Origin of the sequence: Devosia soli (assembly GCF_000970455.1) — a bacterium.
In the GTDB taxonomy this organism is placed as follows: domain Bacteria; phylum Pseudomonadota; class Alphaproteobacteria; order Rhizobiales; family Devosiaceae; genus Devosia; species Devosia soli.
The window spans coordinates 574,528-596,055 of the sequence record NZ_LAJG01000014.1 but is presented as its reverse complement, the minus strand read 5'-3'; the positions used below and the strand labels follow the sequence as shown (position 1 = coordinate 596,055).

Annotated in this window: 18 protein-coding genes; 10 read left to right on the top strand and 8 right to left on the bottom strand. The window is 60.5% G+C overall.

Features of this window, described 5'->3' with window-relative positions; all coding sequences use genetic code 11:
* Positions 1–8: 8 nt before the first annotated feature.
* Both VW35_RS06990 and VW35_RS06985 read right to left on the bottom strand, forming a co-directional pair.
* Positions 9–923 carry an ABC transporter permease gene (locus VW35_RS06990; protein WP_046142232.1) on the bottom strand — a complete coding sequence of 305 codons (915 nt, stop codon included), beginning with the start codon at positions 921–923 and terminating at the stop codon, positions 9–11.
* 83 nt (positions 924–1,006) lie between these two features.
* Positions 1,007–2,509: an ABC transporter substrate-binding protein gene (locus VW35_RS06985; RefSeq protein WP_046142231.1), complete on the bottom strand. Its 1,503-nt coding sequence runs from the start codon at positions 2,507–2,509 to the stop codon at positions 1,007–1,009.
* 301 nt (positions 2,510–2,810) lie between these two features.
* On the opposite strand from VW35_RS06985, the gene VW35_RS06980 reads away from it, so the two are divergent.
* The 5 genes from VW35_RS06980 (at position 2,811) to pepT (ending at position 8,294) form a co-directional block, all read left to right on the top strand.
* Positions 2,811–3,983: a sialidase family protein gene (locus VW35_RS06980; RefSeq protein WP_046142230.1), complete on the top strand. Its 1,173-nt coding sequence runs from the start codon at positions 2,811–2,813 to the stop codon at positions 3,981–3,983.
* Entirely contained in the window at positions 3,980–4,930 is a 951-nt protein-coding gene (pdxA, locus tag VW35_RS06975) for a 4-hydroxythreonine-4-phosphate dehydrogenase PdxA (protein WP_046142229.1), read from the top strand. The genes VW35_RS06980 and pdxA overlap by 4 nt, the downstream gene beginning before the upstream one ends.
* Positions 4,927–5,856, top strand: coding sequence for a dihydrodipicolinate synthase family protein (locus tag VW35_RS06970; RefSeq protein WP_046142228.1), 930 nt, complete (start codon positions 4,927–4,929; stop codon positions 5,854–5,856). The genes pdxA and VW35_RS06970 overlap by 4 nt, the downstream gene beginning before the upstream one ends.
* Positions 5,849–6,985: an iron-containing alcohol dehydrogenase gene (locus tag VW35_RS06965; RefSeq protein ID WP_046142227.1), complete on the top strand. Its 1,137-nt coding sequence runs from the start codon at positions 5,849–5,851 to the stop codon at positions 6,983–6,985. The genes VW35_RS06970 and VW35_RS06965 overlap by 8 nt, the downstream gene beginning before the upstream one ends.
* Positions 6,986–7,061: 76 nt before the next feature.
* Positions 7,062–8,294, top strand: coding sequence for a peptidase T (pepT, locus tag VW35_RS06960; RefSeq protein ID WP_046142226.1), 1,233 nt, complete (start codon positions 7,062–7,064; stop codon positions 8,292–8,294).
* Here pepT and VW35_RS06955 read toward each other — a convergent pair.
* Entirely contained in the window at positions 8,291–9,208 is a 918-nt protein-coding gene (locus VW35_RS06955) for a helix-turn-helix domain-containing protein (RefSeq protein WP_046142225.1), read from the bottom strand. The two genes, pepT and VW35_RS06955, sit on opposite strands and share 4 nt — an antisense overlap.
* A gap of 216 nt (positions 9,209–9,424) precedes the next feature.
* Here VW35_RS06955 and VW35_RS06950 point away from each other — a divergent pair, with 216 nt between their 5' ends.
* From VW35_RS06950 to melA, 5 genes are all read left to right on the top strand, one after another.
* A complete protein-coding gene (locus tag VW35_RS06950) occupies positions 9,425–11,452 on the top strand; it encodes an ABC transporter substrate-binding protein (protein ID WP_046142224.1) in 2,028 nt (675 codons plus the stop codon).
* Positions 11,453–11,552: 100 nt separating this feature from the next.
* Complete coding sequence (locus tag VW35_RS06945; protein WP_046142223.1) at positions 11,553–12,563, top strand: ABC transporter permease; 1,011 nt, start codon at positions 11,553–11,555, stop codon at positions 12,561–12,563.
* The gene (locus VW35_RS06940; RefSeq protein ID WP_083982491.1) at positions 12,560–13,747 is read left to right on the top strand and encodes an ABC transporter permease; all 1,188 of its coding nucleotides are present in this window, start codon (positions 12,560–12,562) and stop codon (positions 13,745–13,747) included. Before VW35_RS06945 ends, VW35_RS06940 begins: the two co-directional genes overlap by 4 nt.
* A gap of 10 nt (positions 13,748–13,757) precedes the next feature.
* Positions 13,758–15,422: an ABC transporter ATP-binding protein gene (locus VW35_RS06935; RefSeq protein WP_046142576.1), complete on the top strand. Its 1,665-nt coding sequence runs from the start codon at positions 13,758–13,760 to the stop codon at positions 15,420–15,422.
* 20 nt (positions 15,423–15,442) lie between these two features.
* Entirely contained in the window at positions 15,443–16,810 is a 1,368-nt protein-coding gene (gene melA, locus VW35_RS06930) for an alpha-glucosidase/alpha-galactosidase (RefSeq protein WP_046142222.1), read from the top strand.
* A gap of 228 nt (positions 16,811–17,038) precedes the next feature.
* On the opposite strand, the gene pth is transcribed toward melA, so the two are convergent.
* From pth to VW35_RS06905, 5 genes are all read right to left on the bottom strand, one after another.
* Positions 17,039–17,737 carry an aminoacyl-tRNA hydrolase gene (pth, locus tag VW35_RS06925; protein WP_046142221.1) on the bottom strand — a complete coding sequence of 233 codons (699 nt, stop codon included), beginning with the start codon at positions 17,735–17,737 and terminating at the stop codon, positions 17,039–17,041.
* Between the two features lie 102 nt (positions 17,738–17,839).
* Positions 17,840–18,472, bottom strand: coding sequence for a 50S ribosomal protein L25/general stress protein Ctc (locus VW35_RS06920; protein WP_046142575.1), 633 nt, complete (start codon positions 18,470–18,472; stop codon positions 17,840–17,842).
* A gap of 167 nt (positions 18,473–18,639) precedes the next feature.
* Entirely contained in the window at positions 18,640–19,572 is a 933-nt protein-coding gene (locus VW35_RS06915; protein WP_046142220.1) for a ribose-phosphate pyrophosphokinase, read from the bottom strand.
* A 117-nt stretch (positions 19,573–19,689) separates the two neighbouring features.
* Complete coding sequence (pgeF, locus tag VW35_RS06910; protein WP_046142219.1) at positions 19,690–20,448, bottom strand: peptidoglycan editing factor PgeF; 759 nt, start codon at positions 20,446–20,448, stop codon at positions 19,690–19,692.
* Complete coding sequence (locus VW35_RS06905; protein ID WP_052951555.1) at positions 20,445–21,524, bottom strand: class I SAM-dependent methyltransferase; 1,080 nt, start codon at positions 21,522–21,524, stop codon at positions 20,445–20,447. The genes pgeF and VW35_RS06905 overlap by 4 nt, the downstream gene beginning before the upstream one ends.
* Positions 21,525–21,528: the final 4 nt, after the last annotated feature.

The window sequence follows — 21,528 nt, the reverse complement described above, 5'->3', positions numbered from 1 at the left end:
ATGCACTCCTAGTGCCGAATCCGCGGATCGAGCAGCCCATAGGCCAGATCGATCAGGATGTTCATGATGAAGATGGCGACGGCAGTGACCATGATGGCGGCGAGCACCACGTTGAAATCGCGCTGCAGGATGGAGTCGATCATCAGCTTGCCGACGCCGGGAAAGCCGAAGATAGTCTCGACGATCACCGCTCCATTCAGAAGCGCGGCGGCCTGGTCGCCGATCACGGTGATGACGGGCAGCATGCCGTTGCGCAGCGTGTGAACGAAGATCAGCGGCAGGTTTTTGACGCCCTTGGCGCGGGCCGTCTTCACATAGGGCGCGCCGAGCGCTGACAGCATCGAGCCACGCACCACCTGCACGACGAGGCCGAAGGGGCGGATGAAGAGAACGGCAATCGGCAGAACCCAGTGGAGCGGCGTACCGACGCCCGATGTCGGCACCCAGCCAAGGCCAATCGAGAAGACGACAATGGCCACGATAGCGATCCAGAAGTCCGGAGCCGAAGCGCCGACGAGGGACACGATGGACACCAGCCGATCGAAGAACCCGCCGACATTGAAGGCCGCGAGCGAGCCAAGAACGATTGCTGTCGTGATGACGAGGCCCATGGTGATCAGCGCCAACGGCAGGGTCCAAGCATAGGCTTCCAGCACGACGTCGATGGCCGGTCGCGCCTTGCGCAGGCTCTCGCCGAAATCGAAATGCAGAAGGTCCCAGACATAGCGGGCGAATTGCTCGATCAGCGGCAGGTCGAGCCCGTGGAGAGCTCGGAATTGCTGCTTCATCTCTTCGGTCGCGTCGATCGGCAGGAAGAGAACAGCCGGGTCACCAGTCAAGCGCGAGAGAAAAAACACCAGGATCATCAAACCCAAAAGGGAGAGAAGGCTGGCTATTGCGCGCTGTCCGATCATTTTGGTCATGCCGGTCACCCAAGATTTGCTTTCAATTGCAGAAGTGCCGGAGAAACCCCCGGCACTTCCAGATCAAGACCTTGGAACGGGCCTTACTTGAACCCGATTTCGCTCAGCTGCAGCTGCTGATTGGTTGCGATGGTCGGGGTGAAGTCGAGACGTTCGCTGACGCGGCTGAGACCAACCATGTGGAACAGGAGGACGTCGGCGACGATGTCGTCGTGGACATACTTGAACAGTTCGGACCAGAGCGCAGCACGTTCGTCGCCGGTAGCCGCCGAAGCGCGGGCGATCAGGTCGTCGACCTTGGGGTCATTCACACCGGACTGCGTACCCTGGCTGTCATACTTGAAGAACATCGAGAAGACCGGGTCGCCGCGGCTATTGTCGTGCTGGGCGAGAACCAGGCGCGTGCCTTCGCTTTCCGGGTAGGGCCTGGAATAATACTGCTCGTGTTCGGCAACTTCCACCATGCGCAGCGTGGCGTTGAAGCCGACATCGGTCAGCATCTGAGTCAGCGCTTCGGCGACTTCCGTGACGTTGGGGAAGTTTTCGGTGCGGGCGATGATTTCGATCGGCAGGCTCGTATCGACGCCATCGGCCTTGGCTTCTTCCAGCCACTTCTTGGCCTGTTCCGGATCATAGGCCAGCGGGCTCAGTTCAGCGTTCCAGCCAAGGGTCGTCGGCGGCACCATGGCAACGGCCAGTTCAGTGCCTTCCGGCAGCACGGTGCCGATGAAGGCTTCGCGGTCGATCGCGGCATTCATCGCCTTGCGGACGCGAATGTCATTGGTCGGCGCGTCCTGGTTGTCGATGCGCAGGTAGACTGTTTCGGAATTGAGATAGCTGAAGTCAGTTGCCGGATTTGTGGCAACTTCCGCCGTGATCTGCGGCGCGATATCGGCTTCGCCGGCTTCGACCATTGCGGCGCGAACGGCTGGCTCGGAGCGGAACACATAGGTCGCCTTGGTGACTTCGGGCTGTTCGCCCCAATAGTCGTCGCGGCGATCGAGAACGATCTGCTGGCCGGCCGTCCAGTCGGTGAGCTTATAGGGGCCGGTACCGATCGGATCGCGCACGAATTCCATCGGCGTTTCCGAGGGAACGATGGTCACAAGGCTCATGAGCAGCGGCAGAACGGGCTGAGCCGGCTCGGCCTTGATATCGATCGTATGGTCATCGACGACGTTGAAGGTCAGGGCCGTGTCAGCGAAGTAGCGCTTGCTTTCGCAGGTGATCTGGTCCGAGAAGACGCGATCGAACGAGTGCTTGACGTCATTGGCGTCGAAGTCCGTGCCGTCGGAGAATTTCACACCCTCGCGCAGCTTGAACTGCCAGGTGCCGTCACCCTTATCTTCCCATGATTCAGCAAGGCGCGGCATCAAGCCCTTGTCGCCGCGGACGTCGAGTTCGGTGAGCGTTTCGCTGATGTTCTGCAGGATGACGCGGCCGATATTTGAGCGCGTTGCCATGCAGGGCTCGACGAGGTCGAGCTCTTCGCTCAGCACCACGGTGATGTCGGTATCAGCCTGCGCGAGGGCAGGGGCGATGGTCGTCGACGCCAGCAGGGCGCCAACCAGAATCGGCTTAAGCAACAATGTAACCTCCCGTCGCAGCTAGACGCGTCACAGGCGCCGCTGCGGGGAGCGCCCATGCAAATATCCTCCGGATGGACTGCGTCCTTCCTTGGACAAAACTAACTCCATTGTGCCAATAGTTGTCAAACCAAAATTTTAAGGCTTTCCAAATCTGTTTTATAACTCAGTCTAAAGCGTTGCAAAATAGAGGTTATTTCCTGATTCAAACCATTGTAGATTGTCAAATGGTTCTAATAAGAACTTGACAACATATAACGGTGAGTGAAGTTTGCGGCCCAACTAGAAGAAGGGGAGAGGCATGTCGCCGGACGAAATCGCGGCTCGGATGGATGGTCGCCTGACCGATGTTGGCGGTGGGCGCTTCGAAGCCTTCCTGCCTTCGCCCATGGTTCAGAACCATGCTGCCTTCATCGAATTGTTGGACGACGGTGCGCTCGCCTGCCTCTGGTTCGGCGGCACGCTCGAAGGCAAATCCGACATCTCCATCTATGGCACAACCCTCGCCTCCGGTGCCGACAGCTGGGGTCCGTCAGTGCGCCTCAGCCACGATCCCGATCGTTCGGAACAGAATCCCGTCCTCTGGCGCAACGGCAAGGGTGAGTGGCAGCTTTTTCACACCGCCCAACCCTCAGGCAATCAGGACGAATGCCTCCTCCGCGCCCGCCCAATCTCGGTCGAAAACGGCGCATTGTCCGGCGCTGAGCCGCGCGATCTGGACCTGCCCCTCGGCAGTTTCATCCGCGGCCGCTTCGTGCGCCGCAGTGACGGCGCCTGGATGATGCCAATCTTCCGCTGCATTTCACGTCCTGGCCAACGCTGGAACGGCAGCCACGACACGGCCGCCGTCGCCGTAAGCACCGACGAAGGCCAGTCTTGGACCATGTCCGAGGTCTCCGGTTCGATAGGGTCTGTGCACATGACGATCGTGCCGCTCGATGGCGATCACATGGTCGCCTTCTACCGCCGCCGCCAGTCCGACTTCGTGCATCGGTCTGAAAGCCTCGATGGTGGCGTGACCTGGTCCGCGCCAGCGCCGACCGATGTGCCCAACAACAATTCGTCCATCAACGTCATTCGCCTGGCCGATGGCCGCCTTGCCATGGTCTGCAACCCGATTTCATCAGCCACTTCATCGGATCGCCGCGCCTCGCTTTATGACGAAATCGAAGAAGGCGACGACCGCCCTGACGCTACCGGCGGCTGCTCGCCGATTTGGGGCGTGCCCCGCGCGCCCATGACTCTGTGCGTCTCGACCGATGGCGGCCTCACCTGGCCCATCCGCCGCATCATCGACGACAGCCCCGGCACGTGCCTTTCGAACAATTCCGTCGATGGGCGGAATAAGGAACTGTCCTATCCCTATCTGCTGGAAGGGGCGGACGGCGCATTGCACGTCGCCTACACCTACTTCCGGCGCGCCATCAAATATGTCCGTCTCCCCGCGGGATGGATCGACGGAGAACACTCGTGAGCGACATCATCGGCATTACCATGGGCGACCCGGCTGGCGTCGGTCCCGAGATTTCGGTCACGGCGCTCGCAGAAATGAGCGCCGAAGACCGCGCCCGCACCCGCCTATACGGCAATCTGGCGACGCTTGAAAAAGCCCGCGATGCCGTTGGCGTGGCGCTCGATCTCCAAGGCCTCGTCGTCGACCTTCCCATCGAAGGCGGCCCTCTGCCTTGGGGCAAGCTCGATCCGCGCGGTGGCGACGCCGCCTTCCGCTTCATCGAGAAAGCTGTCCGCGACGCTGAGGCTGGTGCGATCGGGTGTATCGTCACTGCCCCGATTAACAAGGAAGCGCTGAACCTTGCCGGTCACCATTATGACGGCCACACCGGCATGTTGGCGCACCTGACCGGTCAAAAGACCGCTTGGATGCTGCTTGGCTCGGATCGCCTAAAGGTGATCCACGTCTCGACCCACGTGTCGCTCAAAACCGCCATCGACCGCGCCACGCCCGAGCGCATCCTCGCCACCATCCGCATGGGCAACGACCACCTCAAGCGCATCGGCTACGACAATCCGCGCATTGCCGTAGCAGGCATCAATCCCCATTGCGGCGAAAGCGGTCTATTCGGCAATGAAGACGATCTGCAGGTCGTCCCCGCCGTAGCGCAGGCCAAAGCCGAAGGCATCAATGTCGTCGGCCCGATCTCGGCCGACACTGTCTATCACCGCGCCTATAACGGCGCCTTCGACCTCGTCGTCGCGCAATATCACGATCAGGGCCACATCCCGATCAAGCTCGTCGCCTTCGACACCGCCGTCAACGTCTCGCTCGGCCTCCCGATCGACCGCACCTCGGTCGATCACGGCACGGCCTTCGACATCGCCGGCACCGGCAAGGCCAACCACACCAATATGCAGTCCGCCATCGCCTATGCGCGACGGCTCGTTTCGGGGAAGAAGTCATGAATCCCGCCAAGAACCTCCCCGTCTCCGGCGTCTTCTGCGCCTCGGCCACGCCCGTCCTTGAAAATGGCGCGCCCGACCACGCCGCCTTCGCCGCCCACTGCAGGGCGCTGATCGAGGAAGGCTGCGATGGTGTTGCGCTTCTCGGCACTACCGGCGAAGCGAACTCGTTCAGCATCGCTCAGCGCCAAGAACTCTTGGAAAAGGTCATCGCAGCGGGGCTTGATCCGCAGCGCCTGCTCCCCGGCACGTCGCAGACCAATGTTCCGGATAGCGTCACGCTCTTAAAATACGCAGTCGAAGCCGGTGTAAAAGCCTGCGTCGTCCTCCCACCCTTTTATTACAAGGGGGTAAGCGACGAAGGCCTTTTCCGCTTCTATGCCGAACTCATTGAAGGCGTCGGCAGCGATGACCTGCGCGTCATTCTCTACCACATCCCGCCCATCGCCCAGATCGGCATTTCGCTTGAACTGACGGCGCGCCTCCGCGAGGCGTTTCCCGGCGTCATCGTCGGCGTCAAGGATTCTTCGGGCAAGATCGAAAGCATGGAGGCCTTCGCCACGGCCTTCCAGGATTTCTCCGTCCTTGCTGGCGCCGACCCGTTCATGCTGCCGCTGCTGCGCTCGGGCGGGGCAGGGTGCATCACCTCGAGTTCCAATCTTATCGGCAAACATCTGCGCGTCGTCTTCGACAACTGGTTCGACGAAACCAAATCGGCAGAAGTCGACGCCGCACAGGCGCGCATCAATGCCTGGCGCGATCTCTCTAACGCTTATGTGCAGCTGCCGACCATCAAGGCCATGCTCGCCAAGCGCCGCAACCACGCCGGCTGGACGCGCGTCCGTCCGCCGCTGGTTGAACTGACCGGTGTCGAACTCGACAAGGTCTGGGCGAAGATGGCTGAGCTGGAGGCGCAGGAAAATGCCTGACACGATCCTCTCCATGGCACGGCCGATCACGCTGGTGCAGCCAGCCCGCCTTGAAATTGGCGCCGGCGCCGTCTCGCGCCTTGCTGATTGGGCCGAAGGGTACGGCCGCGTTTTCGTTGTCGCCATGGCACCAACGGTCGGCTTTGTCGATCGCATCGGCCTTAACGGCGCCGTTGAAACCTTTACCGATATTCCACCCGAGCCCGATCTTCCGGCAGTAAACGCCGTGCTCGAGGCCGCCCGTGTCTTAAGGCCCGATCTCGTCATTGGCCTTGGCGGTGGGTCTGTCATGGACGTCGCCAAGCTCGTCGCCGTCCTCTGGGACAGCGAGCAAACCGTGCTCGACGTCGTCGGCGTCAATAAGGTCAACGGCCGCCGCACTGCGCTCGCCCAGGTGCCCACCACGTCCGGAACGGGTTCGGAAGCGGGCATCCGTTCGCTCGTCACCAATCCCGAGACGCTGGCCAAACTCGCGATCGAAAGCCGACATATGCTGGCCGATATTGCTGTGCTCGACCCGGAACTGACCTATTCGGTTCCTTCGGCCGTGACTGCCGCCACCGGCGTCGATGCTCTCGCCCACTGCGTTGAAGCCTATACCAGTATCAAGGCTCATCCCCTGATCGATGGCTATGCGAGCCTCGGGATCGAACTCGTGGGGAAATATCTCAAGCGCGCCGTTGCCGATGGCACCGATACCGAAGCGCGCGCGGGCATGATGCTCGCCTCCTACTATGGCGGCATCTGCCTTGGGCCGGTCAACACGGCCGGCGGCCATGCGCTCGCCTATCCGCTCGGCACGCGTCTCAAGCTCCCGCACGGCCTTGCCAATGCGATCATCTTTCCGCATGTCCTTGCCTTCAATGCCGGCACTCGGCCTGAAAAGACGGCGGCTGTACTAAAAGCTCTCGGGCTTTCGAGCCCTGCCGATGAACGCATTGTTGTTGATAGGGCGCACGACTATTGCCGGTCTCTCGGTGTCGACATGAGCCTCAAGAACCATGGGGCCAAGGAGGCCCAGCTTCCGCTTTGGGCCGAGGAAGCCTTCGCCATCAAGCGTTTGATCGACAACAATCCGCGCCCGATGACCCAGACCGATATCCTCGCCATCTACCAGGCAGCTTTATAATCGTTCACGCGCCCGGCTGGACCGGGCGCGCTTTGCCGGGCTAAGTCTTGCACCAGTGATTTAGCCAGGATGCCCCATGACCGATACCGTCCTCGATCGTTTCCTCCGCTATGTGGTCATCGATACCCAGTCGGATGGAGCGTCTCCTACCCAGCCCTCGACCGAAAAGCAGAAGGATCTGCTGCGCCTTCTCGTGTCCGAGCTGCAGGCGATCGGGCTAAGCGATGCGCATATGGACGAGAATGGCTATGTCTATGCGACCGTCCCGGCCAATACCGACAAGACCGTGCCGGTCATCTGCTTCTGCTCTCATGTCGATACGGCGCCCGATTTTTCGGGCACTGGCGTCAAGCCCCAGATCATCCGCAACTATGCCGGCGGCGACATCACGCTGGTGAGTGATACGAGCCGGGTCATCCGTGTGGCCGATCATCCGGAGCTCGCCAATCAGCTCGGCAATGACCTGATCACGACGGACGGCACGACCCTGCTCGGCGCCGACGATAAGGCGGGGATTGCCGAGATCGTGACGGCCGCCGAAATCCTGCTCAAGGACAAGTCGATCCGCCACGGTACAATCAAACTGCTGTTTACGCCGGACGAGGAAATCGGTCGCGGCGTCGACAAGGTCGATTTTAAGACCCTGGGCGCGGACTTTGCCTATACCATGGATGGCGAAACCGCCGGCACCGTCGAAGACGAAACCTTCTCCGCCGATGGTCTCGATATTTCCATCAAGGGTGTCGCCATGCATCCCGGCTTTGCCAAGGGCCGGATGGAAAACGCCATCAAGATTGCCGGGGAAATCGTCGCGCGCCTGCCGCGTAACGTCTCGCCGGAAGCAACGGAAGGCCGCGACGGTTTCGTCCATCCGGTCGCTATCAGCGGATCGATGGAGAAGGCGGACATCGCGATGATCGTCCGCGATTTCACCGAAGAAGGACTGCGCGAAAAGCACGCCATGGTCGAGGATATCGCCAAGGCTGTGCTCGCCAATTATCCTGGTTCCACCTACGCGATTAGCGTGCGCGAGCAGTATCGCAACATGAAGCAGGTTCTCGACCAATATCCGCAGATCGTTGAAAACGCTGTGGAAGCGGTTCGCCGGGCAGGCATGGAGCCGAAACTCAGCTCGATTCGTGGCGGCACCGATGGCTCGCGGCTCTCCTTCATGGGTCTTCCCACAGCCAATATCTTTGCCGGTGGCCATGCCTTCCATTCGCCGCTCGAATGGATCAGCCGCCAGGATATGGAAAAGGCCGTCGCCACAATCGTCGAGGTGGCAAAGATCTGGGAAGAGCGGGTCTAGCCGATCGTATCTTTACGCATCTGGCTCGGCGTCATGCCATAGGCCTTTCGAAAATGCTCGTAAAACTGGGTCTGGCTGACAAAGCCAGACTGGAAAGCGACATTGGCGATGGAGAGGCTGCCATCGAACAAGAGGCTGCGCGCGCGAATCAGGCGCATGCGCGTGACGAACTTCTGCACTGAGATGTGCATGACCTTGGTGAAGAGGTTCGTCGCGTAATTGGGGTGAAGACCGACGACGCGGGCAATATCTTCGGCTGAGAGCGGGTCGGTGATGTTTTCGACGATGTGCCGTACCATGCGAACCACGTAGCGCACCGGCGTGGTGGTTCGCGTGCGCGTACCGGATTTTTCGAGCCAGGCCGGGAGCAGGGTATCCCAACCTGTGATTGCCGCGCGGCGAAACATGGTGCCGATTTCGGCGCGCACCAGGTCGGTGCGGAGTGAACTGCCGCTCCGATAGTCTCCGTGCCAGCGTTCCAACGTATCGAGCCCGATGCATTCGGGGGTTAACTGGATGACGCCGCCGCCCATCAGCGTTTCGGTCAGCCGGCCGAGCTGCGGCATTTCGAGAAACGCGTCCATCGGCAGGTAGATGTTGAGCTGCCGGCCCTCGCCGATATCGTGCAGCGCCACGGTCTGGTGCGGGATGCCGGCCCAGAAGGCGACAAGCCGATTGGCCTCGACCGTGACTGGTCCGCCATCGAAGACATAGTCCATGTGCCCGCTGGTCAGCCAGTTGAACTCGATATGACCATGGCTATGCGGCGCCGCCATGATCTGAGGCGGGAAAGCTCGAATTCCGAAGCGGCCGAAGGCCTTACCCGAAGCGTAAAAGCTGCGGTCCGGGCGCGGGGTCGGGCGGGGCGCCTTTTCGCGCTGGCGTGTGGGCGCCGGCAGATCGCCAACAATCATACTTATCCCTACAGGTTCTTAGAAAACCGGAATTAGTCTCTATCATTCCGGATTGCTTCGGCGCTGGCAAGTCGTAGGTTGGGATCATGCACGGGGTCGTGGGCTAGTGGGAGTGACTGGCTCGTTGCGCATCAAGCTGCCCTGTTGCGAAGGGAGGTTCTATTGAGAAAGCCAATCTATGCCCTTGGCGGGGCAGGCCTTTTGCTATCCGTCTCCATGCTGGCGCTGCCCGCACAGGAACTGACGGGCGAGCTGCCGGATCCGCCGGAATTCGCCGCGCAGAGCGAGCCGGTGTTTGTGTCCATCAGCGACATTCTCGAATATAAGGCGCTGCCGGAATATCACGAGCCCGACTGGGTCACCTCGAAATATGTCGAGGCCGGCACGCTGCCGCCGGTGGCCGAGCGCCTACCCAAGGAGCCGATGGTCTATAAGGCGGGCAATATGCCCGATGGAATCGGGGTCTATGGCGACACGATGCGCCACGTGATCGGCGGCCGGCCGGAAGGCTGGAACTATATCGGCGGGCAGAGCCAGGGCTGGGGCGGCATCGATATCGGCCTTTCCGAATGTCTGACGCGCACGGGGCCCCTGTTCGAGGTCAAAGCCGAAGAACTCGAGCCGATGCCGAACCTGGCCAAGAGCTGGGAATGGTCCGAGGACGGGCACGAACTGACCATGCACCTCATCGAGGGCGCAAAATGGTCTGACGGCGACCCGTTCGATGCGGAAGACGTGATGTTCTATTGGAACGACAACGTCAACGATCCCAACGTGTCTCCGCTCAACGGCGCGACGCCAGAAACCTTCGGTGTCGGCACGACGCTTGAAGAAGTCGATCCCTATACCATCAAGTGGACTTTCAAGGACGTCCGGCCGACGCAATATCTCTATGCGATGGCCTATGGCACTTTCTGCCCCGGCCCGAGCCATATCCTCAAGCCGCAGCACCCCAAATACAATCCAGACAATACCTACGAAGAGTACAAGAACGCCTTCCCGCCCGAATATATGAATATTCCGGTGATGGGCGCCTGGGTGCCCGTCGAATATCGCCCGGATGACATCATCGTCATGCGGCGTAATCCTTATTATTGGAAGGTCGACGAAAACGGCAACCAGTTGCCCTATCTCAACGAGATGCACTATCGCCTCTCGACATGGGCCGACCGCGACGTTCAGGCCGTTGCCGGTTCAGGCGACTTCTCGAACCTCGAACAGGCCGAAAGCTATGTCGAAGCGCTGCGTCGCTCGGCAGAAGACACCGCTCCAGCGCGTCTCCAGTTCGGTGCACGTACTATCGGCTATGCACTGCGCATGAACTTCTCGGCCAATGGCTGGGGTGAACCCGACGCGCGCGGCCAAGCCGTCCGCGAACTCAATCGCAACTTGGATTTCCGCAAGGCCGTCACGATCGCCGTTGACCGCCAGCGCTTGGGTGAATCGCTGGTCCGCGGTCCTTTCACCGCCATCTATCCGGGCGGCCTCTATGCCGGGACGACCTACTACGATAAGGCATCGACGGTCTATTATCCGTACAATATAGAAGCGGCAAACACGCTGCTCGATGGACTGAACCTCGTCGATACCGATGGCAATGGCATCCGCAACTTCCCCGAAGGCACCGCTGGCGGCGCTGATGTGGAAATCACGCTGCTCGCCAATACCGACTACGGCACGGACACCAACCTCGCTGAAGGCGTGATCGCGCAGATGGAAGCGCTGGGAATCCGCGTGATCGCCAACTTCCAGTCCGGTACGGCACGTGACGACATGGCTCAGGCCGGTCAGTTCGACTGGAGCGTCGAGCGCCAGGGTTCGGAAATGGTCTCGGTGGTACAGGGCACTGCCTCGCTGGCCCCGACGGGTCCGCGCACCAGCTACTTCCACCGCGCCGGTACCGATGGCACGCTGGACCTTTTGCCCTTCGAGCAGGAACTGGTCGATGTGGTCAACAAGTTCATCGCGACCAGCGACAATGCCGAACGCGCCGAACTGATGAAGCAGTATCAGCGGATCTACACCGAGAACGTCTACTCGGTGGGTCTGACCCAGTATCCGGGTGCACTGATCATCAACAAGCGCTTTGCCAATATCCCGGCTGGTGCACCGATCTTCATGTTCAATTGGGCAGAAGACAACATCATCCGCGAGCGCGTCTTCGTGCCTGAAGACAAGCAGGGCGACTACGAGCTGCATCCGGAAACCCTGCCGGGCAAGCCGGGCGGCGCAGGTCCCGTCTGACCCAAGCGGCGAGGGGCGGCGCGGTCTGCCCCTCCATTACCCCTCGGCGGCGGGTTCGCCTGCCGCCGAGTATGGGTCCTGAAGTTTCCAAGAGGCCTTCATGCTTCGATTTCTAGCATTCCGAATATTGGGCGCGATCCCGCTGCTGTTCCTGCTCAGCGTCGTGACCTTCGCCATCATTCAGGCGCCTCCGGGCGACTATGGCGATACGATCCGCTCGATGCTCATCAATCAGGGCGGCGTTCCTGCGCCACAGGCCGAAGCACAGGCTGAGCTTTATCGCCAGGCCAATGGCCTCAACGATCCGATCATCGTGCAATATTTCCGCTGGATTACCGGCATCGTGACGCGCTTCGATTTCGGTCACTCGTTCTTTTACAACAAGCCCGTCGGGCAGGTGGTGATGGAACGGCTTCCGGCCACGATCGCGCTGGCGCTGGTGTGCCACGTGCTGGCCTCGGTGCTTGGCATCGGTCTCGGTATCGTTGCGGCAACGCGCCAATATTCCTGGGCCGACACGCTCCTTGGCATCGTGTCCTTTCTCGGCATGACGATCCCGCGGTTTTTGCTCGCGATCATCATTCTCTATCTCCTGGTCTTCAAACTCAACGTCAGCGAAGTGGGCATGTTCTTTTCGGCCCGCTATGGCGGGGCGCCCTGGAGCTGGGACAAATTCGTCAACCTCGTCCGGCATGTCTGGCCAGTGGTGTTCATCGCGACCTTCGGCGGGTTGGCATACAATATGCGCGTGATGCGGGCCAACCTGCTCGACGTGCTCAATTCCCAATATGTCGAGACCGCGCGCGCCAAGGGCCTGCCGGAAGGCGCCGTGATCATGAAGCACGCCGTGCCGAATGCATTGCATCCGCTTGTGGCCTATCAGGGCGTGGTTCTGCCTTACATGCTGACCGGCGAAATTGAAGTCGCCATCGTTTTCGGGCTCGCGACCGTCGGACCGGCGATTGTGGGCTCGATGGGTGTGGGCGACGTCTATGTCACCGCCACCTTCATGCTGGTGCTGGCGACGACGCTGATCATCGGCAATATCATCGCCGATCTGCTGCTTGTCGCCCTCGATCCGCGTATTCGCCTGGGAGGTAAAGCGGAATGAGCAAGACCGATATCCATTCCTCGATCCCGCTGCCGACCGATACCGCAGGCGGACCCGTGCCGACCCCGGCCGAAGAAGCCGATGTCGCGCCGGTCGTTGGCCGGTTCGGCTCTGGCAACGAGACTTACGCTGCGCTCGTCTGGCGCCGGTTCAAGCGCTCGCCGATGGGGGTGATCGGACTGGTTCTTGTCGGCCTCCTGCTCTTTGTGTCCATCTTCGCCGATTTCTTCGCGCCGATGGACCCCAAGGCAACAAACCTGCCCTTCGCGCCGCCCGATGTCGTGGCTTTTCAAGATCAAAGCGGCAGTTTCAGCCTGATCCCGCATGTCTATCCGATCGGGGACACGGGTGAATTCGACCCGATCACCTTCCAGCCCCTGACGGGGCCGGTGCTCGACAATCCGACGCCGACGGGGTTCTTCGTCCAAGGCTATTCCTACAATTTTCTCTGGTTCATTCCGTCCAACATCCATTTCTTCGGGTCGACCGATGGCCGGCCGCTGCAATTGCTCGGGACGGATAAATTCGGCCGCGATATCCTTTCGCGTGGGATTGTCGGCTCGCGGATTTCGCTGACCATTGCGCTTGTCGTGGTGGCGCTGACAACGATCGTCGGCACGCTGGTCGGGATCACCTCGGGCTATATCGGCGGACGGCTCGATGCCTGGGTGCAGCGGTTCGTCGAATTCGTTTTGGCCTTCCCGCAATTACCGCTTTATCTCGCGCTCACCTCGCTCATTCCGGTGACGGCGCCCTCCAATGTGTTTCTCAGTTTCGTGATCTTCGTGATGGCGGTGCTGGGTTGGGCCCAGCTGAGCCGCGAGGTGCGATCGAAGACTTTGTCCCTCGCGCGGATCGAATATGTTCGCGCCGCCATCGCGGTGGGTTCGTCGGATGGCCGCATCATCACGCGGCATATTCTGCCCAATGTGTTGAGCCACATCATCGTCTCCATCACACTCGCGATACCGAGCGTCGTGCTGCTTGAAAGCTTCCTTGGCTTCCTAGGTTTTGCGGTGAAGCCGCCGCTGATTTCCTGGGGGCTGATGCTGCAGGATACCGGCACCTTCTCGGTGATCGGCTCCTATCCTTGGATCCTGTCGCCGGTAATCTTCGTGCTCATCACCGTCTTTGCCTTCAACGCGCTGGGCGATGGCCTGCGCGATGCGATCGACCCCTATTGAGGACGCGACCATGACTTCAATCGATTTGGCGCCTCCGGAACGGCACGATCTTGGTAACCATGGGCGCGAGCTGATCCTTGACGCGCGCAATGTGCAGGTGGATTTCAAGGTCGAGGGCGGCGTCGTCAATGCCGTGCGCGACGTCTCCTTCCAATTGCACAAGGGCGAGACGATCGCGCTGGTGGGGGAGAGCGGTTCGGGCAAGTCGGTGACGGCGCGGACGCTGATGAAGCTGCTGACAAAGCGGGCTACCATCGGCAAGAACACGCGCATCACGCTGTCTGGCAAGAATGTCGTTGCCATGAGCGACAAGCAGATGCGCAAGCTACGCGGCAATGACATTGCCATGATCTTTCAGGAGCCGATGAGCTCGCTTAATCCGGTCTATACGATCGGTCAGCAAATCTGCGAGATCATTCATCTGCACAATCGCGTTTCGCGTGCAGAGGCGATGAACCGGGCGGAAAAGCTGCTCGAGGAAGTGCAAATCCCCGAACCGCGGGCGCGTCTTAACAACTATCCGCACCAGCTTTCGGGTGGGCAGCGGCAGCGCGTGATGATCGCCATGGCGCTGGCGAACCGGCCCGATGTGCTGATTGCGGACGAGCCGACGACGGCGCTCGACGTGACGGTGCAGGCGCAGATCCTCAATCTGATCAAGGACTTGAAAGACAAGTATGGCATGGCGGTGATCCTGATCACCCATGACCTGACCGTGGTCCGACAGTTTTCGGACTATGTCTATGTGATGCAGAACGGCCGCGTGCAGGAGCACAATGCGACCGAGGCGCTGTTTGCCAATCCGCAACATGCCTATACCAAGCATCTGCTCGCGTCCGAGCCCAAAGGGACGGCGCTGCCGCTGACGGACGGCGCGCATGACACGGTGCTGGAAGGCAAGGAGGTCAAGGTTGCCTTCACGCTTAAGCGCGGTGGACTGTTCAATCCCGATTTCTTCGAACTGAAGGCCGTTGATAATCTCGACATCAAACTGATGCGCCACGAGACGCTGGGGATCGTGGGCGAAAGCGGCTCGGGCAAGACGACGTTTGGCCAGGCGCTGATCCGCCTCATTGGCAATCAGGGCGGGCAGATATTCTTCGACGGGCAGCCGATCCACGACAAGGACCGCGCGGCGATGCGGCCGCTTCGGAGCCGAATGCAGATCGTGTTCCAGGATCCGTTTGCTTCGCTCAATCCGCGCATGTCGATCGGGCAGATCATTGCCGAGGGGCTGATCGTCAACGGTATCGGCGCCAATAGCCGCGAGCGGACCGATCGCGTGCGGCAGGCGCTGCGCGATGCCGGCATGCCGGACAACATTCTCAACCGTTTCCCGCATGAATTTTCGGGCGGTCAGCGCCAGCGTATCGCCATCGCCCGAGCTATCGCGCTCGAGCCCGAATTCATCCTTCTCGACGAGCCCACTTCGGCGCTCGATCTCTCGGTTCAGGCGCAGATCATCGATCTTCTGCGCAAACTGCAAAACGAGAAGGGTCTCTCCTACCTCTTCATTTCGCACGATCTCAAAGTCGTGCGGGCCCTTTGCCATCGTGTGATGGTGATGCAACACGGCAAGATCGTGGAGCAGGGGCCCGTCAGCGAAGTCCTCACCAACCCCCAAACCGAGTATACGGCCCGGCTGGTTCGCGCCGCATTCGAAATTGCCGCCTGACGACTGGAGTACTTTCCCAAATGGCAAATCCAAAGATCACCTTTATTGGTGCTGGCTCTTCGGTGTTCATGAAGAACATCGTCGGCGATATCCTGCAGCGCCCGGCCTTGGCCGGCGCCCAGATCCGCCTCATGGACATCAACCCGACGCGGCTCGAAGAAAGCGCCATCATTGCCAAGAAGCTGGTCGCCACGCTCGGCGTCCCGGCTACGGTCGAGACGTTCTCGAACCAGCGCCAGGCGCTCGATGGCACCAATTTCGTCGTCGTCTGCTTCCAGATCGGCGGATACGAGCCATCGACGGTCATCGATTTCGACGTGCCGAAGAAATACAACCTGCGCCAGACCATCGCCGATACGCTCGGCGTCGGCGGCATCATGCGCGGGCTGCGCACCGTGCCGCATCTTTGGAGCATTTGCGAAGACATGCTGCAGGTCGCGCCGGACGCGATCATGCTGCAATATGTCAACCCAATGGCCATCAATACCTGGGCGATCTCGGAAAAGTATCCGACGATCAAGCAGGTGGGCCTCTGCCACTCGGTGCAGGGGACGGCCATGGAGCTGGCGCACGACCTCGACATCCCCTACGAGGAAATCCGCTACCGCTCGGCCGGCATCAATCACATGGCCTTTTATCTCAAGTTCGAGCACCGCCAGCCGGATGGCTCTTACAAGGATCTCTATCCCGAACTGCACCGGGCCTATCGCGAAGGCCGCGCGCCCAAGCCAGGCTGGAATCCGCGCTGCCCGAACAAGGTGCGCTACGAGATGATGACGCGCCTGGGGTATTTTGTCACCGAAAGCTCCGAGCACTTCGCTGAATATACGCCCTACTTCATCAAGGAAGGCCGCGAAGACATCATCGAAAAGTTCGGCATTCCGCTCGACGAATATCCCAAGCGCTGCGTCGAGCAGATCGCCAAGTGGAAGCAGACTTCGGAAGACTACAAGAAGGCCGACCGGATCGAGGTCAAGCAGTCCAAGGAATATGCCTCATCCATCGTCAACTCGGTCTGGACCGGTGAGCCTTCGGTGATCTACGGTAACCTGCGCAACAATGGGGTCATCACTTCGCTGCCCTATAATGCGGCGGTTGAAGTGCCGTGCCTCGTCGACGACAATGGGTTGCAGCCGACCTATATCGGCGAATTGCCGCCGCAGCTCACCGCGCTGATCCGCACCAATATCAATGTGCAGGAGCTGACGGTCCGCGCGCTGATCGAGGAGAACCGCGAGCATATCTATCACGCCGCCATGATGGACCCGCATACGGCCGCCGAGCTCGATCTGGATCAGATCTGGAACCTCGTCGACGATCTTCTCGAATCTCACGGGACCATGCTGCCTGAGTGGGCCCGTGGGCCGCGCAAGCAGCGCGTGGCTTAAGGCGCCGACTAACCGCAACCGTCACCACCGGGCTTGTCCCGGTGGTCGATGCGGAGACGGAATGGATTGCCGGGACAAGCCCGGCAATGACGGTGGGATGGGGTCTGGTGCTTTTTCTGCGTCATTCCCGCTGTTGGGGACCTGAGATCGTGATTGGACCTCGGCGCATAAGCGTCGGGGTCTCTAGTTTTGGCGGTAGGGGAAGGTGAGCCACCAGGGAGGCTAGGGCTACTCGCCCTTGCCGAACAGCTTGTTGAGCATGTCGGCCATTGGGCCGGATTTCGGGACTTCGACTTGCGGTTTGCTGGTGCGGGCCTGGCGGATGTGGCTTTGGGCTTTGGGCGCTGGTTTTGTCTCTTCGCCGCCCTTTGCCGCTAGCGCAAGTTTGTTCATGAAGCCGGCGTCGTCCCCCGCGAGCAACATGCCGGTGTGGCGGCCGATGTCGTCGAGGAGGGGCTCGAGCCAGGCCTTGTCCGCCTTGGCAAAGTCGCCGAGGACGTGGTGGGTGACGAATTCCTTGCCTGGGTGGCCGATGCCGAGGCGGACGCGCTTGTAGTCGAGGCCGATCTGCGGGTCGATCGAGCGCAGGCCATTGTGACCGCCATTGCCGCCGCCGACCTTGACCCGCACCTTGCCCGGCGTAAGGTCGAGTTCGTCATAGAAGACGATGATGTCGGCGGGCGGTATTTTGTAGAAGGTCGCGACCTTTTGCACGCTGTCGCCGGACTTGTTCATAAAGGTCTGCGGCTTGAGCAGCAGCACGCGCTCGGAGCCGATGGAGCCTTCAGCAAGGAGGCCGGAGTGTTTGGACTTCCAGCCGGAAATGCCGTTCGCGCGCGCAATGGCGTCGATGGCCATGAAGCCGATATTGTGGCGATTGCCTTCGTATTGGCCGCCCGGATTACCGAGGCCGACTAGCAGTTTCATGGCATGCTCGTTCTGGATTGCGTTCTGGCATAACGCACAAAAGGGGCAAAAGAAAAGGGCGACCCGGAGGCCGCCCTGAACGCTTGGAAAGCCTGGGGCCGATTACTCGGCGGAAGCTTCGCCTTCGGCTGCGGTTTCTTCGCCGTCAACGCCGCCGCCAGACTTGAGAGCGGACGGAGCGACAACGGTCGCGATCGTCACGTCTTCTTCGTGGCTGTGGTCGGCAGTGCCCTTGGGCAGCTTGATGTTGGAGATGTGGACGGTGTCGCCGATTTCGAGGCCCGTCAGGTCAACGGTCACGAATTCGGGGATGTTGTCCGCATCGACGGTCAGATCGAGCGTGTGGTGGACGATGTTGAGCGTACCGCCACGCTTCAGGCCGGGGCTCGCATCTTCGTTTTCGAAGTGAACCGGAACCTGAACGTTGATCTTGGCGCCCTTGGCGACGCGCAGGAAGTCGATGTGGATCGGCTGATCCATGACGACGTCGAGCTGGTAGTCACGCGGGATGACCTTGTGGATCGTGCCATCGACGTCGAGGTCGAGCACGTGCGACTTGAAGCCACCGGCATAGATGAACTTCAGCGCGTCCTTATAGGCCACGGAAACGGTGACGGGGGGCTTCTTGTCACCATAGATAACAGCGGGAACGAGTCCCTGACGACGAGCTTCGCGAGCGGCCCCCTTGCCCACTCCGTTACGCGCCTGTGCCTTGAGCACTTTGGTCTCAGCCATGGAAAGCATCCATTGGGTTGGTGTATGGCGTCATCACAACGGCATACGCGCCCGTCCTCCAGGGGTGACGAGCGCTTCATGAGGCTGGGCTATAGAGGAAAGGCGGAAGGGGAGCAAGGCACGACGTTATTTCCGTCTCGGATAGACGAAAATATTTATCGGTTTGCCTAGTCGAAAAGGCTCGAAACGCTCTGTTCGCTGGCTGTGCGGGCGATCGCTTCGCCGATTAGCGGCGCGATGGCGATACGGCGGATATTGGCGGCGTTTTTTGTCGCCTCGGTCTCCTGAATCGAGTCGGTGACCACCAGTTCCTTGAGCTTTGAGGCGGCAATACGCTCTGCGGCGCCTTCAGAAAGCACACCATGGGTGATGTAGGCGGAAACTTCGCGGGCGCCGGCCTTCAGCAACGCCTCGGCGGCATTGACCAGGGTTCCGCCAGAATCGACAATATCGTCGATGAGGATGCAGGCCTGGCCCGAAACGTCGCCGATGATGTTCATGACTTCGGAAACGCCGGCCTTGGGGCGACGCTTGTCGACGATGGCGAGATCAGTGCCGAGGCGCTGAGCGACGGCGCGAGCGCGGGCGACGCCACCAACGTCGGGCGACACGATCATGGTGTTGTCGAGCTTGTAGTTGTCGAGAATGTCACGCGTAATGATCGGCGCGGCATAAAGATTGTCTGTCGGGATGTCGAAAAAGCCCTGAATCTGCGCGGCGTGCAGATCGAGCGTGATGACGCGATGGACGCCAGCCTCGGTGATCAGATTGGAGACAAGCTTGGCTGAAATCGGGGTGCGGCCGGCGGCGCGGCGGTCCTGACGGGCATAGCCGAAATAGGGGAGCACTGCGGTGATGCGACGCGCGGACGAGCGGCGCAGCGCATCGGTCAGGATCAGCAACTCCATGAGGTTGTCATTGGCGGGATAGCTTGTCGACTGCAGCATGAAGACGTCTTCGCCGCGGACGTTTTCGTGAATTTCCACGAACACTTCCTTGTCGGCGAAACGCTTCACCGTGCAATCGGTCAGGGGCAATTCGAGGTAGCTGGCGACAGCCTGGGCGAGGGCACGATTGGAATTGCCAGTCACCAGTTTCATGAGTCGATCCTGTCTCAACCAGTCCCGGGGAGGCAGGACCTTCCAGTTTCGCGGGCAGCTTTATCGAGTCATTTTTCTGACTGCAACGCCCCAATGGTCTCATGCGTAAATTTAGGCCTAAGCAAGGCCGATGACTGCAATCTGCCGGCCGGTGCGCGTTTTCTGGTGGGTGGCATAGCGGTGCGAGAAAAACCGCTCCGGATCGGCATAGGTGCATAGTCCGGTGTCGACGACGTCAGCGACGCCAAGATCGACCGCTTCGCTTGCAAGATAACGCGGCAGATCGAAGTGCGCCTTGCCCGATGGCGGGGTCGAAAAGAATGCCTCGGCCTTCGGATGGAGAGTCAAGACTTCTTCTTCAAAGCTCTGGCCAACCTCATAATTTTTGCCGCTGATCGTCGGGCCGATGGCGAAGTGGATTTGCGTCCGCTGGGCGCCGAGCGCTTCCATGGCCAGGACGGTATTTGTTAGAATGCCGTCAACGGCGCCGCGCCAGCCAGCATGCGCCGCGCCAACGACCCTTGCCGCCGGGTCGACCAGCAACAGGGGAGCGCAATCGGCAGTGAGGATGCCGAGGAGCATGTCCGTACGGGCCGTCACCAGAGCATCGGCCTCCACAGTCTTTTCAGGCAGTGCGCCATCGGCAATCGTGACAACGCGATTGGAATGGACTTGCTTGACCGTCACGAGCGGCTTTCCGCCTAAAGCCTCGCTGACCAGCGCTCGGTTTCGATCAACTGCATCGGGCACATCGCCAGTTGCGTAGGAGACGTTGAGGCCAGCAAACTCGCCGCTCGACACACCACCGCTGCGGCCGAAAAAGCCGTGCTGCACGCCAGCGTTTTTCAGCGATGGCACCTGGGCGAAGCTGATCACGACACGAAACCCGGTGGGACGAGGCCTGGGCTATGGGCGCAAAAGGCCTTGAAGATTTTGCCCATCTGGTCGTCCGCGGTCAGCCGCTCGTAAGCGACGCGAATGTCGTCGGCAGAACCCGGATTTGCCCCAGTCAGTGCCTTGGCGCGTTCGGCAATGCCGAGCCGAGTGAGAAATTCGCCTTGCGTTGCCAAGGGCTCGACAGCCAGCCCGACTTCACGCGCAACCGCAGCCAGAATGCCGAAATCGACATGGGCAGAAAGATCGGTCTCGCCGGGATTTTCGAGCACGTCGGCAAAGGCATGGTTGCGCACGCCTTGCAGCGTTTCGCCGGTCTGGGTCTGGGCATAGCCATAGTCGATGGCCAGGATTGAGCCGCCCTGCGTGCCGACAATCTTGGCAAGGCGTGACATGACTTCGCTTGCGGCAAAACAGACTTCGAAAACGCTTTCATTTTCGGCGTTGGCGATGACATCCGGCATTGATGTGGCCGGTATCGGTGTTGGCGACAGTCCGAACACGCGCTTGCCGTCCGAATGGCCCACCAGACGCTCGTGCCAGCCGTCATCCTTGCGCACGAACTGGCGGATCGGCAATGCGTCGAAAAACTCGTTGGCAACGATGAGCACCGGGCCATCGTCAAATTGCTCAAAGTTCTCAAGCCATTGCGGCTCATAGCTCTCAAGCCGATTCCGCTGCTGTGCCGTCAGGGCGGGATTGGTCTCGAAGAGTTTCAACTTCAGCGCATCGCGGAAACCGGGTGCCCTGCAAGCAACGCGCAGGATGTCGGCCATGAGCGTTCCGCGCCCCGGCCCGAGCTCGACAAGATTGAAGCTCTTCGGCTCATCCATCTGTTGCCAGAGATTGACGAGGTGAAAGCCGATGAGTTCCCCGAACATCTGCGATATTTCGGGCGCGGTAATGAAATCGCCCTTGGCTCCGAGTGGGTCGGAACCCTTGTAGTATCCCTTGGTCGGATGGGTTAGGCAGAGCCCCATATAGGTCGCGAGAGACATCGGACCGTTGGTCGAAATCTGCAGGTCGATCTGTTGAGCAAGAGTGAGTTCGGTCGGCACGGTG